At 69.5% G+C, this 15,484-nt stretch carries 15 protein-coding genes, 3 tRNA genes and 1 pseudogene; 15 read left to right on the top strand and 4 right to left on the bottom strand.

Going from position 1 to position 15,484, the window contains the following annotated elements; genetic code table 11:
• Positions 1-483: 483 nt before the first annotated feature.
• On the top strand, positions 484-945 hold the full coding sequence (locus tag QSK31_RS32780; RefSeq protein WP_285688442.1) for an ATP-binding protein: 462 nt from the start codon (positions 484-486) through the stop codon (positions 943-945).
• Between the two features lie 181 nt (positions 946-1,126).
• On the opposite strand, the gene QSK31_RS32775 is transcribed toward QSK31_RS32780, so the two are convergent.
• Complete coding sequence (locus QSK31_RS32775; protein ID WP_285688441.1) at positions 1,127-2,494, bottom strand: dihydrolipoyl dehydrogenase family protein; 1,368 nt, start codon at positions 2,492-2,494, stop codon at positions 1,127-1,129.
• 22 nt (positions 2,495-2,516) lie between these two features.
• On the opposite strand from QSK31_RS32775, the gene QSK31_RS32770 reads away from it, so the two are divergent.
• Together QSK31_RS32770 and QSK31_RS32765 are read left to right on the top strand one after the other, a co-directional pair.
• Entirely contained in the window at positions 2,517-3,536 is a 1,020-nt protein-coding gene (locus QSK31_RS32770) for a serine hydrolase domain-containing protein (RefSeq protein WP_285688440.1), read from the top strand.
• Between the two features lie 67 nt (positions 3,537-3,603).
• Positions 3,604-4,470 (top strand): hypothetical protein, encoded by an 867-nt coding sequence (locus QSK31_RS32765; protein WP_285688439.1) that lies wholly within the window; start codon positions 3,604-3,606, stop codon positions 4,468-4,470.
• Between the two features lie 108 nt (positions 4,471-4,578).
• Here QSK31_RS32765 and QSK31_RS32760 read toward each other — a convergent pair whose 3' ends face one another.
• Both QSK31_RS32760 and QSK31_RS32755 read right to left on the bottom strand, forming a co-directional pair.
• A complete protein-coding gene (locus tag QSK31_RS32760; protein WP_285688438.1) occupies positions 4,579-5,913 on the bottom strand; it encodes a cryptochrome/photolyase family protein in 1,335 nt (444 codons plus the stop codon).
• Entirely contained in the window at positions 5,910-6,803 is an 894-nt protein-coding gene (locus tag QSK31_RS32755; RefSeq protein WP_285688437.1) for a phytoene/squalene synthase family protein, read from the bottom strand. Before QSK31_RS32755 ends, QSK31_RS32760 begins: the two co-directional genes overlap by 4 nt.
• 66 nt (positions 6,804-6,869) lie before the next feature.
• On the opposite strand from QSK31_RS32755, the gene QSK31_RS32750 reads away from it, so the two are divergent.
• The 12 genes and pseudogenes from QSK31_RS32750 to QSK31_RS32695 all read left to right on the top strand — a co-directional run bounded on the left by QSK31_RS32750 (position 6,870) and on the right by QSK31_RS32695 (position 14,366).
• Positions 6,870-7,967: a polyprenyl synthetase family protein gene (locus tag QSK31_RS32750; protein WP_285688436.1), complete on the top strand. Its 1,098-nt coding sequence runs from the start codon at positions 6,870-6,872 to the stop codon at positions 7,965-7,967.
• Between the two features lie 8 nt (positions 7,968-7,975).
• On the top strand, positions 7,976-9,415 hold the full coding sequence (crtI, locus tag QSK31_RS32745; protein ID WP_285688435.1) for a phytoene desaturase family protein: 1,440 nt from the start codon (positions 7,976-7,978) through the stop codon (positions 9,413-9,415).
• A pseudogene (gene idi, locus QSK31_RS32740) lies at positions 9,412-9,921 on the top strand (isopentenyl-diphosphate Delta-isomerase); the annotation flags it as partial. The gene crtI and the pseudogene idi, both read left to right, overlap by 4 nt.
• Positions 9,922-10,108: 187 nt before the next feature.
• On the top strand, positions 10,109-11,047 hold the full coding sequence (locus tag QSK31_RS32735; RefSeq protein ID WP_285688433.1) for a MerR family transcriptional regulator: 939 nt from the start codon (positions 10,109-10,111) through the stop codon (positions 11,045-11,047).
• A 135-nt stretch (positions 11,048-11,182) separates the two neighbouring features.
• Positions 11,183-11,255, top strand: a tRNA-Glu gene (locus QSK31_RS32730).
• 25 nt (positions 11,256-11,280) lie between these two features.
• Positions 11,281-11,357 (top strand) — tRNA-Asp (locus QSK31_RS32725).
• An 11-nt stretch (positions 11,358-11,368) separates the two neighbouring features.
• Positions 11,369-11,445 (top strand) — tRNA-Phe (locus QSK31_RS32720).
• Between the two features lie 285 nt (positions 11,446-11,730).
• Positions 11,731-11,994: a transcriptional regulator gene (locus QSK31_RS32715; protein WP_285688432.1), complete on the top strand. Its 264-nt coding sequence runs from the start codon at positions 11,731-11,733 to the stop codon at positions 11,992-11,994.
• Positions 11,995-12,064: 70 nt separating this feature from the next.
• Positions 12,065-12,679, top strand: coding sequence for a hypothetical protein (locus QSK31_RS32710; RefSeq protein WP_285688431.1), 615 nt, complete (start codon positions 12,065-12,067; stop codon positions 12,677-12,679).
• Between the two features lie 4 nt (positions 12,680-12,683).
• Positions 12,684-13,004: a hypothetical protein gene (locus QSK31_RS32705; RefSeq protein ID WP_285688430.1), complete on the top strand. Its 321-nt coding sequence runs from the start codon at positions 12,684-12,686 to the stop codon at positions 13,002-13,004.
• Positions 13,005-13,015: 11 nt separating this feature from the next.
• A complete protein-coding gene (locus QSK31_RS32700; RefSeq protein WP_285688429.1) occupies positions 13,016-13,780 on the top strand; it encodes a hypothetical protein in 765 nt (254 codons plus the stop codon).
• Complete coding sequence (locus QSK31_RS32695; protein WP_285688428.1) at positions 13,773-14,366, top strand: hypothetical protein; 594 nt, start codon at positions 13,773-13,775, stop codon at positions 14,364-14,366. The genes QSK31_RS32700 and QSK31_RS32695 overlap by 8 nt, the downstream gene beginning before the upstream one ends.
• Positions 14,367-14,542: 176 nt before the next feature.
• On the opposite strand, the gene QSK31_RS32690 is transcribed toward QSK31_RS32695, so the two are convergent.
• On the bottom strand, positions 14,543-15,430 hold the full coding sequence (locus tag QSK31_RS32690; protein WP_285688426.1) for a MerR family transcriptional regulator: 888 nt from the start codon (positions 15,428-15,430) through the stop codon (positions 14,543-14,545).
• Between the last annotated feature and the right edge of the window lie 54 nt (positions 15,431-15,484).

Raw genomic sequence — 15,484 nt, 5'->3', positions numbered from 1 at the left:
GGAAAAAATGTCCCGGCAACAAAAACATCATGTTGCCAAAGGAATCACGAGGCAAAACAAAACCTCGCCATAATTGGCACTGGCTTATCAAGCACCCTGTTGAGTTCTCAAAGAACAACCACACACCGAAGATTTGCCACCCGGTCCGGGTGACCCCCTCCGGGGCACTCGTTCAACTTTACTGTCTCGTCCTGGCCCTGTCAACCGGAATCTCCCGGTTCGTGCCGATCCGTTCCAGTACGTCCGCCTCATTCGCAGCGCGCAGCAAAGCCCCGCACTTTGAACTAGGAGGACTGGCAGGACGGCCGTCGCGGCTTCCGCCGCGCTCTCGCCCGTTCCCCTGCCGAGAGAGAACACTACCCGGTGCCCCGCTCGCCCTCCAAATCGGGGACCAGTGTTCCTCATAACCGCAGGTCAGCGCAGGGTTTTCCTAAGGTTGGCCGGTCGGCATGCTCGCGGCAGGAGACGGGTAACCACGTCCCCATGGTGGTCGTACCCGAGCAGTCGAGCGCACTCCGTACGCGGAAGCGCCTTAACCGCGCGCCCTCAGCAGCTGGCTGGACCACCCCACGCCTTGATCTGGCCTTTGCCGCCGGCGAGCTCGCCGCGCTCCGCACCGCGGTCGCAGCGCACGCGATCGCGCTCGGCCTCGAGCCGGCACGCCTGGAAGACGCCGCCCTTGTCGTGCACGAGCTCTGCGGCAACGCGGTCATGCACGGTGGGGGCGCGGGACGCCTCGCCCTCTGGACCGACGGCGCCCGGCTCATCTGCCAGGTGAGCGACTCGGGAGGCGGGATGGACCAGGCCGCCCGCACCGGGACAGAGCTGCCCCCGCCGCGCTCCGCCGGTGGCCGCGGTTTGTGGCTCGCCAGACGTTTTTCCGCTGTACGGATCTCCACCGGCCCGACCGGCACCACGGTCACGGCCGAACTGCCACTGCGCTGACCTGCGGAAACGTCGGGCCGCTGCCCCAAGAGCCACGTCGAGGCGCCGTCCCAAGATCAACGAAATCCGCCGCCGCACCGCCCCCAGCCCCCGCCCTGTGGGTGGGCGGCAAACGTACGCCTGACGACCGCGGGCCCACTGAGTTGTCCACAGGGCAGGCGTCCTGTGGACAACCGACTCGTCACGCCAGGGCGCGCAGCGCGTCCCCGAACCCCCGGTGGAACGTCGGGTACGCCCAGATCGTGCTGAGCAGCGTCGACACCGGCACCTCCGCATGCACGGCCACCGACAACGCCCCCACCATCTCCCCACCCGCCGGCCCGGCCGTGGTCCCGCCGATCAGCACCCCGCGCTCCCGGTCGGCGACCAGCTTGATGAACCCTTCGTTGCCCGGCCCGTGGATGAAACCCCGCGTCGTGTGCGACAGCGGCACGTATCCCACCCGCACATCCGCGCCGGCCTCACGGGCCTGCGCCTCGGTAGGTCCGACAGCCCCGATCTCCGGGTCGGTGAACGTCACCCGGGGCCGCGCCCGGTAGTCGGCGTCCGGGCCGCCCTGCCCGAGGATGTCGCGGACCGCGATGTCGGCCTCGTACATCGCCATGTGGGTGAACGCGCCGTTGCCGGTGACGTCGCCGACCGCCCAGACGTCGGCGGCGGCGCGCATCCGGGCGTCGGTCGACAGGAAGCGGGCGTCCGGGTCGAGGCCGATCGTGTCCAGGCCGAGGCCGTGCAGGCGGGCGGCTCGGCCGGTGGCGATGAGCAGGCGTTCGCCGGTCACCACGGCGCCGTCGGAGAGCGTGACCGAGAATCCCGATCCGTCGTGGGTCACGTGCTGGGCGCGTACCCCCGTCTTGATCTGCACTCCGTCGCGGGTGAGGGCCTCGTGGGCGGTGGTGGAGGACTCGGGTTCCTCGGCGGCGAGCAGGCGCGGGCTGCCCTCGATGACCGTCACCGAGGCGCCGAAGCGGGCCATGGCCTGGGACAACTCCACGCCGATGGCGCCGCCGCCGAGGACGATCAGGGTGTCGGGTACCTCGGTCGCCTCGATGGCCTCGCGGTTGGTCCAGTACGGGGTGCCGGCCAGGCCGTCGATCGGCGGGATGATCGCGGACGTGCCGGTGGCGATGACGACGCCCCGGGAGGCGGTGAACTCCTGCGAATCGACACGGACCCGGCCGGGCCCGGTGAGCGTGGCGGTTCCGCGTACGAAATGACCCCCCCTGCCGGTGAACCGGTCGACCGCGACCTTGTCGTCCCAGCTGTCGGTGGCCTCGTCGCGGATCCGGCGGGCGACCGGCGCCCAGTCGGGTTGCACGCTCGACGCCCCTGCCAGGCCGGGGATGCGGCGGGCCTCGGCGAGCGCGTCCGCCGCCCGGATCATCATCTTGCTGGGGATGCAGCCCCAGTACGGGCACTCGCCGCCGACCAGCGTGTTCTCGACGCCGACGACGGTCAGCCCGGCTTGCGCCAACCGTCCGGCGACCTCCTCGCCACCCACGCCGAGCCCGACCACGATCACGTCCGCTTCACGCACTTGAGCAGCCATAGGGCCAGGTTAAATTACGCGGATGTCGATGGAAGCGGTGCGACAGGCGTTCGTTGAGGATCCTCGGGGCGGGTCGGCGCTGGTCGTGATCGAGGACGGGCGGGTCGTGCTGGATCTGCACGAGGGCTGGCGGGACGCGGCGCGGACCGTGCCGTGGGACGCGGAGACGCTGGTCAACGTCTATTCGGTGGGCAAGCCGGTGATCGCGCTCGCCGCCTTGTTGCTGGTGGAGCGCGGGCGGATCGCCCTGGACGACCCGATCGCCCGGTATTGGCCGCAATTCCAGACCCATGCTTCGGTACGCCAGGTGCTGTCGCACACCGCGGGCCTGCCGACGTTCCCGGTGCCGCGCCCGGCGGAGTCCTGGGCCGAGTGGGATGTGCTCTGCGCCGACCTGGCCGCCGCGACCCCGGAGTGGCCGCCGGGCACGGTCGCCGCCGAGCACGCCCTCACCTACGGCCATCTGGTCGGCGAGCTGGTCCGCCGGGTGGACGGCCGGTCGCCGGGCCGGTTCGTGGCCGAGGAGATCGCCGAGCCGTTCCGCGCCGACCTGCACTTCGGGCTGGACGCCGCCGGCCAGGCCCGCTGCGCCGAGCTGGAGTTCGACGCGCCGGACTGGCCGCGGCGCAACACCGGGGAGCCGGGCTCGGTGAAGGCCCGGGCGGTCGAGAACCCGGCCGGCGCCCGCGACCTGGCCGTGGTGAACAGCGCGCTGTGGCGTTCGGCGACGGTCCCGGCGGTGAACCTGCACGCCACCGCGTTGGGGATCGCCCGGTTCTACGACGAACTGATGCGCCGGCCGGTGGGGGCGATGATAGCGACCGGCCAGTTCACCGGCGTCGACCAGTTCATCGGCGGCGACCCGGTGACGTGGGGGCTGGGTGTGCAGCTCGAGGCGGACGGCACCTGGGGCATGGGCGGGCTGGGCGGCAACGCGGGCTGGGCCGATCCGGGGCGCGGGCAGGCGATCGCGTACGTGACGCGCAGGCTGGGCGACTTCAGCACGGTGGACCGCATCGAGGAAGCACTGGCCGACTCCTAAACCGGCCCGGCCGAGCGTCGATTTTGAACCTCCGCGGAAGAAGGATCACCGAGCGGAGGGGGCGTTTATGAGAGGGCGATGGCGGTCCGGGTTGATAGCCGCCATTCTCATGATCGTCGCCGCCGCCCTGGCCTTGCCCGAGGTTTCGACCGCGGGCAAGGCCAGGATGACCGCGATGCCGGCGGCGACCCGCGCGATGTGGCTGTGGGGCGACAATCCGGCCGGCGAGGTGGTCACCTGGGCGGCGCAGCAGGGTGTGTCCGAGATCTTCGTGCACGTCTCGCCGTCGGTGCTGACCAACGGCGACCTGGCTCGCCTGCAGGACATGCGTGCCCGGGCCGGCGCGAAGATGATCAAGCTGTACGCGCTGGGCGGCGACACGTCCTGGGTGTCCAACCCCAAGGCGGCGCTGGCCTGGCAGAAGACGGCGCTGAAGACCGGGCTCTTCGCCGGCGTGCACCTGGACGTCGAGCCGTACCTGCTCACCGCCTGGTCCAGCGATCAGCAGGCGACGCTGAAGTCGTTTCTGGCGCTGCTGGACAAGATGCGGGCGGCGAGCTCGCTGCCGCTCGAGGCGGACGTGCCGTTCTGGTACGGCGAATACCGGGTGGGCAACAAGAACTTCGCCGACGAGGTGCTGCGCCGGGTGAGCGCGGTGACCGTGATGAGCTACCGGGACGCCGCCACCGGACCGAACTCGATGATGGCGGTCGGCCAGGACTGGCTGAACCGGGGCGCAGTGCAGGCCAAGCGGGTCCGGCTGGGCGCGGAGACCGAGACGCTGACCGACTGCGGGCACTGCACCTTCCACGAGGAGGGCGCGTCGGTGCTGGCCGCCGAGCTGGCCAAGGTGGACGCCGCGACCCGCACCCAACCGGCCTTCGGCGGCATCGCGATCCACCGTTACGGCACCTGGCGCAACCTGCGCGGGTAGACGTTTCCCGAGGGACAGAGCGGGAAAGGAGTCGCGGGTCCTGCCGGCCGAACGGACGAACGCAACGTCGGCAGGACCCGCTTCCCGCCGGTCGAGCCGACGGGAACCCTATGGACGCAACCAAACGGCCTCGTCGCCGTGCGACTCCAGCGGCTCCGGATAGTCCAGGGCGCGCCGCAGGTCAGTGGGCAGGCGCCACGGCTGATGCACCGCTTTGCCCTCGATCGAAGCGAGTTCGGGTACGTAGCGACGAACGTACACGCCGTCGGGGTCGAAGCGCTCGGCCTGACGGATCGGGTTGAACCGCCGGTAGGGTTTGGTGTCATTTCCGGTCCCGGCGACCCACTGCCAGTTGCCCGAGTTGTTCGGCACGTCGCCGTCGTTCAGCCAGCGGAAGAACCACTTCACGCCGGGCCGCCAGTCGACCGCCAGGTGCTTGGTGAGGAACGACGCGGTGATCAGCCGGGCCCGGTTGTGCATGTAGCCCTCGGCTCGCAGCTGCCGCATCCCGGCGTCCACCACGGGCACCCCGGTCGTACCGTCCTGCCAGTGCCGCAGCGCGTCCGAGTCGTCCCGCCACCGCGTGTCGCCGGTCTTGCGCAGGGCCTCGGTCGACAGCTTCGGGAACGCGGACGCGACCTGGTAGTAGAAATCGCGCCAGCAGAGCTGGCGTACGAACGCGTCCGGACCTTCGCCGTCCTGCTGACGGACCGCGTTGGCCAGGCTCAGCGGCGAGACACAACCAAAGCGGAGGTACGCGCTGAGCCGCGACGTCCCGTCCGCCGGCAGGTCGTTGTGCAGATCGTCGTAGGGACCGCTGTGCTTGAGCCACGTGGTGACGCGACGTTGCCCGGCCGTCTCGCCGCCCTGGAGTGCGTCGGGGCACTCGCCCTTCGGCACACCGGGCAGGGAACCGACCTCGATGCCGTCCGGCAGGGTGACCGTGCGCGGGGTGGCGACCTCGTCCCGCCACTTCGCCGCGGACCACGCCCGGTGGTAGGGCGAGAACACCTTGTAGTGGTCGGCGCCGCCGCCCGGCCGGACGTCACCCGGATCGATAACGGTCACGCCCGGGAACAGGCGCAGCGCGATCCGGTGTTCCTCGCAGGCGTCGGCGAGGCGCTCCTGGCGGCGCCGGGCGTACGTGCTGACGTCGGAGGTGAGCGCGATGCCCTCGGCGTCGACCTCGCGGGCCAGCCGGATCGTCTCGGCCACCGGTTCGCCGCGACGGATCACCAGGTCGCCGCCCTTGCCGCGGAGCGTCTCGCGGAGGTCGGCCAGCGCCTGGTGCAGGAAGCGGGAGCGGTTCGGCGAGAGGTCCCGCAGTTTCGGGTCCAGCACGAAGAGCGGGACGACCCGGTCGAAGTTCGCGCAGGCGGTGGCGAGCGCCGGGTTGTCACGAACTCGCAGGTCGCGGGTGAAAAGGATTACTGCCGTCTTCATGTGGGCGCCACCTCCCTCATCGGAGTGCCCGGTCTGGTGAGGATCGAGCTGATGGCGACCGTGGCGCGGCGCTGGTTGGGCACCGTGGCCCGGCGGGTGAAGACGTCGTAGTCGGCGGCCTCCACCTCGTCGAGGATGCCGCCGTAGAGCCGGTAAGCGGTGCGCATGCACGCCTGCGACGCCGGGTGCAGCAGCGGGATGCCGGGAGCGGCCTGCCGGTAGTGGTCCTTCGCGACGCTCACCTCGTACCGCAGAAGGTCCTTGATCTTGGGGGTCGCCACCCGCCGCTCGAGGTCCTCGCGGGTCACTCCGAACCGCGCCAGATGCTCGTCGGGGAGGTAGGTGCGGCCGAGGTCGAGGTCCTCGGCGACGTCCCGGATGAAGTTGGTGAGCTGGAAGGCGAGGCCGAGCTGACGCGCCGGCTCACGGGCGGCGGCGGGATCCTGCGAGCCGAGGATGGGCAGCATCATCGTGCCGATCACCGCGGCCGAGCCCTCCATGTACCCCAGCAGGTCGTCATAGGTGGCGTAGGAGGTGACTGTCAGGTCCATCGCCATGCTGCGCAGGAACGCGTCGAAGTCGGCGAGGTCCAGGTCGAAGACCGCGATGGTGTGCAGCACGGCCGGCAGCAGCGGATCGGCGATCGGTTCGCCGCGCAGACCGGCCAGGAAACGGTCGGACCAGTCGGTCAGGCGGGCGGCGCGCTCGGCGGGTGGCAACGCCTCGGTGCGGTCGACGATCTCGTCCGCGTAGCGGGTGAACCCGTACAGAGCGTGTACATGACGACGCTTCCAAGCGGGTAGGAGACGAGTTGCGAGGTAGTAGGTGCGGCCGTGGCGTCGATGCAGCTCACGGCAGCGTTCGTAGGAGGCGGCCAGGTCCTCGGTCATGGATCCATCCTAACGAAATCGACTCAGCAATCGACGCAACTGAGAGCCTACGGTAGTGTCGATCGCGTGGCCAATGACACCCTCACGGGACACCCGATCCCCCATCAGAGCCGCGGGGAGACCGGTCTGCTCGCCCACGTCGAGGGCACGCTGGCCGACTTCTTAGCTACCCAGATCGCGACCCTGGATGCCGTCGACCCGGCCCTCGGTGGCTTCGCCCGCACCGCACGTGACCTGGTGCTCGGCGGCGGCAAGCGACTGCGGCCCACCTTCGCCTACTGGGGCTGGCGTGGCGTCGCCGACCCCGGCGAGCCGCTCGAGCCGATCCTTCCCGCGATCGCCGCCCTCGAGCTCATGCACACCTTCGCGCTCGTGCACGACGACGTGATGGACGAGTCGGCGACCCGGCGTGGCGCGCCGACCGCACACCGCATCTTCGCCGGCCAGCACGACCGCGACGGACGCCGCGGCGACGCCGACCGGTTCGGCTCCACCTCGGCGATCCTGCTCGGCGACCTCTGCCTGGTCTGGGCCGACCAGCTGATGGCCCGGTCCGCGCTCACCACCACCACACTGTTCGCGGTGCGCGCCCGCTACGACCGGATGCGCGTCGAGACCGTCGCCGGGCAGTACCTCGACGTGCTCGGCGAGACCCAGCCGGAGGCGTGGTCGCTGGAACGCGCCCTGCTCGTGGCCCGCTACAAGACCGCCAGCTACACCGTGCAACGCCCGCTGCAGTTCGGACTCACCCTGAGCGGGGCGGAGGCACGGTCCGAGATCGATGCCGCGTACGCCCGGTACGGCGCCCGCGTCGGCGAGGCCTTCCAGCTGCGCGACGACCTGCTCGGCGTGTACGGCGACCCGCTGGTCACCGGCAAGCCGGCCGGGGACGACCTGCGTACCGGAAAGCCCACCGCCCTGCTGATGCTGGCCCGCCGCCTGGCCACCCCCGCGCAACTGGCCGAACTCGCCATCTCCGCCGAGGTTCCGATCACCCGGATGGCCGAGGTCATCGCCGACACCGGCGCGCCCGCGCGCGTCGAGGCGCTGATCCGGCGGAGGGTCGACGAAGGGCTCGCGGCGCTCCGGGCCGCACCGATCCACCCGGACGCGCGCACCGCACTGAGCCACCTTGCCGTCGCCGCCACGAATCGCCCGGCATGATGAACGCCGTGCGAAGAGTGACAGGACCCACCGACCGAGTCGTCGTGGTCGGCGCCGGCCTGGCCGGCCTCTCCTGCGCGCTGCACCTGGCCGCGGCCGGACGCGAGGTCACGGTGGTCGAGCGCGAGCCGATCCCCGGCGGCCGCGCCGGGCGGCTCACGGTCGACGGATACGAGTTCGACACCGGCCCGACCGTGCTCACCATGCCCGAGCTCATCGCCGAGCCACTCGCGGCAGTCGGCGAGAACCTCGAGGACTGGCTGGAGCTGACCCCGCTCGACCCCGCCTACCGGGCCTACTACCCCGACGGGTCCACTCTGGACGTACGGACCGACACGGCGCGGATGGCCGCCGAGGTCTCCCGCGTCTGCGGTCCCCGCGAGGCGGACGGCTACCTGCGGTTCGTCGACTACGCGCGCAAGCTGTGGGAGCTCGAACGCCACGCGTTCATCGACAAGAACCTGGACACCCCGCTCGACCTGGTCAACCTCAACCTGCTCAAGCTGCTCGGGATGGGCGGCTTCGGGCGGCTCCAGCCGAAGATCGACCAGTTCTTCCGCGACCCGCGTACCCGGCGGATCTTCTCCTTCCAGGCCATGTACGCCGGCCTCGCCCCGCACGACGCGCTCGCCATCTACGCCGTCATCGCCTACCTCGACTCGGTCGCGGGCGTGTTCTACCCGAAGGGCGGCATGCACGCCGTCCCGACGGCTCTCGCCGGAGCAGCCGCAAAACACGGAGTGCATTTCCGGTACGGGACGACGGTCGCCTCCGTCGGCGTCTACAACGGCCGCGCGACCGGCGTCGTCACCACCGACGGCGAGCACATCCCCGCCGACGTGGTGGTCCTGAACCCCGACCTGCCGGTGGCGCACGACCTCCTGCCCACGCCGTACCGTCGCCGCCTGCGATATTCGCCGTCCTGTGTGGTGCTGCACGTCGGATCCACCGCCCAGTACTCGAAGATCGCGCACCACAACATCCACTTCGGCGCGGCGTGGAAGGGCACCTTCGACGAGGTGATCCACCGTGGCGAGCTGATGAGCGACCCCTCCCTGCTGGTCACCCACCCCACCCCTGATACCTATTACGTGCTCGCGCCGACGCCCAACCTGCAGAGCGCGCCGCTCGACTGGGAGCAACTCGGACCCGCGTACGCCGACCAGCTCATGGCCGAACTCGAACGGCGCGGCTACATCGGCTTCCGCGACGGCGTCCAGACGCTGCGGATCGTGACGCCCGCAGACTGGGCGGCGCAGGGCATGGCGGGCGGCACGCCGTTCGCGGCGGCGCACACGATGACCCAGACCGGGCCGTTCCGGCCCGGCAACATGCATCCGACACTGGCGAACGTGGTGTTCACCGGTTCCGGAACACAACCAGGAGTAGGGGTACCCATGGTGCTGATCTCGGGCAAGCTCGCGGCCGCGCGGGTGACCGGCGCGTGAGCCGGGAAGCACACCTGGTGGAACTGGTCGACGCCGACGGCGCGGCGACCGGCTCGATGACCGTGGACGAGGCACACCGAGCGCCCGGGCAACTGCACCGGGCGTTCTCGGTACTGCTGCGCGACTCCGACGGGCGAGTGCTCCTGCAGCAGCGGGCGGCGGTGAAGACCCGCTTCCCGCTCCGCTGGGGCAACACAGCCTGCGGACACCCCGCACCCGGCGAGGACCTGCTCGTGGCGGCTGCGAAGCGGCTGTCCGAGGAGATCGGCATCACCGGCGTGACCCTCTCGGTCGTCGGCGTCTACCCGTACTACGCCGAGGATCCGGACAGCGGCCGCGTCGAGTACGAGTACGACCACGTCCTCCTCGGCACCGTCCCCGCCGACATCCCGACGGACCCCGACCCCGACGAGGTCGAGGCGCTGCGCTGGGCCCCCGCCGAGAAACTACGGGCGGAGGTGGCCGCCGACACCCGCACCTACGTCCCGTGGCTGCGAGGCGTCCTCGGGGTCGCCGCCGACGCCCCCACGCCCGCCCGTGCCACGCCTTCGCCGTCCGCACACCCCTTCTCCGCGACGCCGGCGCCCTCCGCCCCCGCGCAGACCCCCTCCGTGGCGTCGTCGCCGTCGCCCGGCCATCCGTTCTCGGCCACACCCGATCCCTTCCGGGTTGACCACCACGACATGCGGTCCGGTGATGGATGACGCCCTGACGGCTGGGGCGGTCGCGCGGCGACTGGGCGTGGCTGTCACGACATTGCGCACGTGGCACCAGCGATACGGGCTGGGCCCGAGTCGCCACACCCCCGGGCAACACCGGCGGTACACCGCCGAGGACATGGACCGGCTGCAGGTGATGCGGCGGCTCACCGCACAAGGGGTACCGCCGGCCGAGGCGGCCGCTTGGGCGAAGCGCATGCCCGTACCCATCGAGAACGGCGCACCGGCCGACCCTGCCTGGACCACCGCGCCACCCACCGAGCCGTCCCGCGACGGCGGCGGCCACGCCATCGGCGTGGGCCGCTCCGGAGCGACCGCCCGCGGCCTGGCCCGCGCCGCCATCCGCCTGGACGCCCCCGCCCAGCGCGACATCCTCGAGATGACCATCGCCCGGCGCGGCGTCATCCGGGCCTGGGACGAAGTGATCATGCCGGTGCTCTTCGGTATCGGCGAGCGCTACGCGGCAACCCTCAAGTACATCGAGGTCGAACACCTGCTCTCCCGCGTCGTCACCGAATGCCTGAGCGCCGTGCCCCGCCCGCCCGTCGGCGCCAACCCGCGCATCCTCCTGACCGCCGCGGACGAGGAACAGCACACCCTCCCCCTGGAGGCCCTGGCCGCGGCCCTGGCGGAAGCCGGTGTCCCCAGCCGCATGCTCGGCGCCCGCGTACCCCCCGAAGCCCTCGCCGGCGCCGTCGAACGCATCGGCCCCGCTGCGGTCGTGATCTGGTCGCAGACCCCCGCAACCTCCGACCCCGCCCAGCTGAGCCGCCTCGTGACCGGCCCGAACCGCCCGTACCTGGTGGCCGCCGCCGGCCCCGGCTGGACCAACCAGACCCTCCCCGACGACGTCCTCCTGCTGGGCGGCCTGACCGAGGCCGTCGAGGTGGTAACCGCCGCAGCCACCGAATAGCGGCAGGTCAGAGCGTTGTCGGATACCGGTTTGGAGGCGGGCCAGGGGATCACGTATGCTTTCCAAGCCTCAAGCGGGGGGCTCGGTTGGGGCAAACCACCGGCGCCATTGCGGGTATGCAATGATGGCGGAGTTGCCCTCATCGTCTAGTGGCCCAGGACGCCGCCCTTTCAAGGCGGTAGCACGGGTTCGAATCCCGTTGGGGGTACGGCAACACGGTAATTGAATAGCAAGGTCCTGTGGAGCAGTTGGAGTGCTCGCCGCCCTGTCAAGGCGGAGGTCGCGGGTTCAAGTCCCGTCAGGACCGCCAAGCACCATCACGGCCAGGTAGCTCAGTTGGTACGAGCGTCCGACTGAAAATCGGAAGGTCGGCGGTTCGACCCCGCCCCTGGCCACCACGCCGAACCTGGCCGAGGACATCACCCACCTGCGGAAACGTGCGGTGGGTTTTCTCGTTGAGGCTTCCTCCGCCGCCGCGCCGATGACCGCTGGTGACCCCTTCTGCCTCGTGGTCACCGTCGGGGAGTTGCACGTTCGCCGCACGCAGAGACGCAGCCGCACGCAGAGACGCAGCCGCACGCAGAGACGCATGAGTGCTACTGGTCACACCGGTGCGCCTCTCCGCCTTAGCCGTTTCATCGGCTCCCGGCCAGCGCCGAGAGCGGCCTCTCTAGGGTGCTCGCATGGCGAACCTGGAGACGGCAGAAATGATCGCTCGGTCCCGCATCGTGACAGCGGGCGCGCTGTTCGAGGGGCGCGCCGATCTGAACAGCTACCCCCACCAACTGCTCGGTGTCGTACAGGATGGGCAGCTTGGAATGAACCACGTCAGCCTGGTCCTGGCCGCCGCCGAGATGCTGCTTCCCTACGGGTGGCAGCTGGTCAACGTCAGCGAGTTCAGCAGCGGTGGGCACGCCTGCGCGGTGATGCAGCGCCGGCAATCCTGAGTCGGCTGAACGACGGTTTCGTCGAATCACCCCTCATCGATAGGATGATTCATCTGACCGCGGGGGTGAGATGAGCGATTTCGGCTTGAAGCCAGTCGAAGTCCTCGGTTCGTACGAGGAGCTGAGGGCGAAGGCTAGGAACGCCCCAACTGCTCCACTTCCGCCTGGCGATCCGGAGGGCCGTGACGCCAGCCGCATGGTCGTGGTGCGATTCGATCGTCGCGGCGTCCCCTCAGCGGTAGAAATCAGCGCGTACTGGCGAGATGCCCTCACTCCGGACGGTCTACGGCAAGCCCTCCTCGCCGCCTACCGGGCTGCCTTCGACGCTGCCGTGGCGACGCTCCAACCGATCGCCGACGAGTGGTCTGCCTCGCCGGAGCTGCCGCTCCCTCTTGAGACCGTCTACGCCGACGACGCGGCTTGGTTCGACGCCGTCCGCCGCGAGCTGGACGAGACCGATGAGCGTCTCGCCCGAAACGCGGAAATGCTGCAGGGCGGTGAGGTCTCAGGGCGTCTTGTAGCCGGCCCAGCCGGCCTGGTTCGCCTGGTTGTCGAGGGCTTCACCGTGACAGAGGTACTCATCGACGCTCGAGTGGCTCTGAACGAGTCCCCCAACCGGATCGCGGCCGACGCGTTGGCAGCATTCCGAGCGCCGGTTGCGCCGACGTCGAAGGTCTGGGAGTAGTCGCGTGGACAAGACCGAGGTCGTCACCGATGCGCTGCGGGACGAGGGCAAGAAGTGGTTCTCCCTCTCGAACGAGATGCACACGGTCGCCGACAACATCGGCGGACTGTCCCTGGACGACAGCGCATTTTGGTGCGGAGACCAGATCACGGTCGCGCCGGCACCGATCTACCGAGACTTCCAGGAGTTCGTACGGGAACGCTGCGGCGAGGGTTCCAGCGAGTTCGAACAGATCGGCGAGGCCCTCAACCGGGCGGCAGATGAGTACGACGGCAGCGATGAGGTGTCCGCCGAGACCTTGACGAAAATCTACGGAGACCTCTGAGGCGGAGAGAGATGCCACCCGACGCAGGGCTCAGCCCGGACGCGATGACAGCCGAGTTCCGCCGAGCCATCGAGCAGGCGCGCACGGGCATCGGCCAGATCGTCGAGTCCTTCAACTCGATCGTCGAGAAGGTCCACGACTGGGGTCTTCTCGCCGGCGGCGCAGTGCTTCTCTGGGCCAAGGAGAAGCTGGACGAGTTCCGCACCAAGCTCGTCGAGCTGGTCGGCAAGGCGCAGCACATGGTCGAGCACTCAACGCCGATCGTTTCGTTGATCATCACCAGCTTCGAATGGTTGGAGCGAGTGCAGAAACCCGCCACGGGTGTGGCCGGCCAGATCGCCGTCAAAGGCGACAGACTCGTGTACTGGAAGGGCGCGGCCGCGGAGACGTACGGCGCCAAGCTGCCGTTCCAGCAGGCTGCGACATCGGACATGGCTGCCAAGGCCGACTTCATCAGCACCTGGCTGTTCACGATCGCCAAGGCGAATGTCGACTACGCCAGATCCCTGGGCTCGTACGTGTCGGAGATCGCCGGCGGCCTGATCTCGGCCGCGGCGACCGCCACCACCGTGATCGGCATTCCCTGGGCCATCGACCAGCTCGCGAAGATCGTCGGCGGTCTGGTCACCAAGGCACTCGACGACACCATGAACATGGCATCCCGGCTCGTCGAGGTCCTGAAGAGCGCCCGTGACGCGAAAGCGTCCGTCAACAACGTCGAAAAGCTGGCCGGTCCGCCGGTCGGCACGTGGCCACAGGCGGTCAACGTTGTCTGACCGAGGCCGGCGCAGCTTCTATCTTCTGGTCGGCTCCTGGGCGGGGGCGGCTGTCTCGGTCCTGCTCTTCGCCTGGCTCACGACAGACAGCTACGTAACGTCGCAGCTGACACCGTTGCCCGGCGAATCCCAGCGCACAATTCAGGAGTGCACCGCCTCAGCATGTGCCCCGGATGCGGCGGGCCTGATCAGCAAACAACTTGTGGCCCTCAGCAATACCAAGTCGTTGGCGTATGACACCGCCTGGGCGATCGCCATCCTCGCCGCGGCCTTCGTCCTCGCCGCCTCAGTGCTGTTCCTTCGCAGGCAGCACCACCAGGCCGCGTCATTCCTGAACGTCGCGTGGAAGGTCTTGGCCGGCGCCACAGTGTTGGTCCTCGTCAGCCAGCTGGTCAACCTGATCAGGCACGCATCGGAGCTCACCGGGATTCCATCGGGTGCCCGAACCTTCACTTACGCCAACGCGTTCACCTCGCCCTTGACCAACTTCGGCCACGTCTACTACCTGGGCTGGCTCGTCGCGGTCTTGGGAGTCACTGCGCTGCTCATGCGGTCGTTGCAGTTGTCCCTCACGACTGGGCGCTAACGTCCGGCCGCCCGCGCTCGAGCGAATCCCCGAAAATAGGAAGGTCGGCGGTTCGGCCCCGCCCTGGCCACCTCAGCCTCGCCCCTGCTCAGATCACTCAACGCCGCCTTGGTGCGCGCCGCCTTGGGGCTCGCAAGCTTCGCCGCCTTCTCGACCTGTTCGGCAGGTCTTGCGCGTCAGACGTCACCGGCTGCCGGGTCATGATTCGGTGCCAGGCACAGGCGATCAGCTGTTCCGGAGGGGACCTCGGCGAGGAGTTGCGCCGAGAGTTCGATGCAGCGGATCCGAGCCGGAGAGAACCCGTAGGGCATCTTGGTTGCCGCTTCGAAAACGCTCATCCGGGTGTCCTCCTCCCCCTTCAGGTCGGCGTCGTAGATCTCGAAGAGGTTCTCCTCGGCCCTGTCCAGCCCCGCTGCCTCGATGGCCTGATCCAGTGCCACCTGGTGGGCGCATCGCAGTACGGCGAGCTCTTCGACGCGCGGGTCGTCGGGCTCGACGCCGTCGTCGAGGGCGGCCTCAGCCTCGTCGAGACGGTCCTGCTCGGCCCTCAGATGGGGGTGCGTCGCCAGCAGGATGAACACACTGGCCTGGATGGCGGCGCCCAGCGGCCCGAAGATCCGTTCGGTGACCAGCAGGCTTTCCAGATCCGACGCTCGCAGCGCGCTCGGTGGTAGGTGGCTGAGCCGGTCCGTGACCAGTTCGGAGAGCAGACCCAGCGGGCTGCCCACCGCCTGCAGGCGCTGGACAGCCGCGCGCTGCCGTTTGATGTCGGCCTCCCGCGCCGCCAAGGTTTCCTCCAGCCTGCTGAGGATCTCCTCAATGGGCCGGGTTTCGTCGAAGGCCGCCCGGATGTCGTCCAGGCTGATGCCGGCCCCTGCCATCTTGCGGATCCACAGAATGCGGATCATGTCGTCGTAGCCGTAGCGGCGGCCGTCCGCGCCTCGTTCGGGCTCGGGCAACAGACCGATCTCGTGGTAGTGGCGGATGGCGCGCGGGGTGGTCCCGGCGAACGCGGCCGCATCACCGATCTTGACCTGGCGGGGAGGCGTGATGAACGGAAACATCGCAGACAGAGCCTTTCGTGCCGTGGTGCCTCCACCACAGCACATGCCGCTACG

It is taken from the genome of Actinoplanes sp. NBRC 103695 (genome assembly GCF_030269485.1).
Taxonomy (GTDB): domain Bacteria; phylum Actinomycetota; class Actinomycetes; order Mycobacteriales; family Micromonosporaceae; genus Actinoplanes.
Note: the sequence above shows the minus strand (reverse complement) of the source record. Positions and strands in the feature narration are given on the sequence as shown.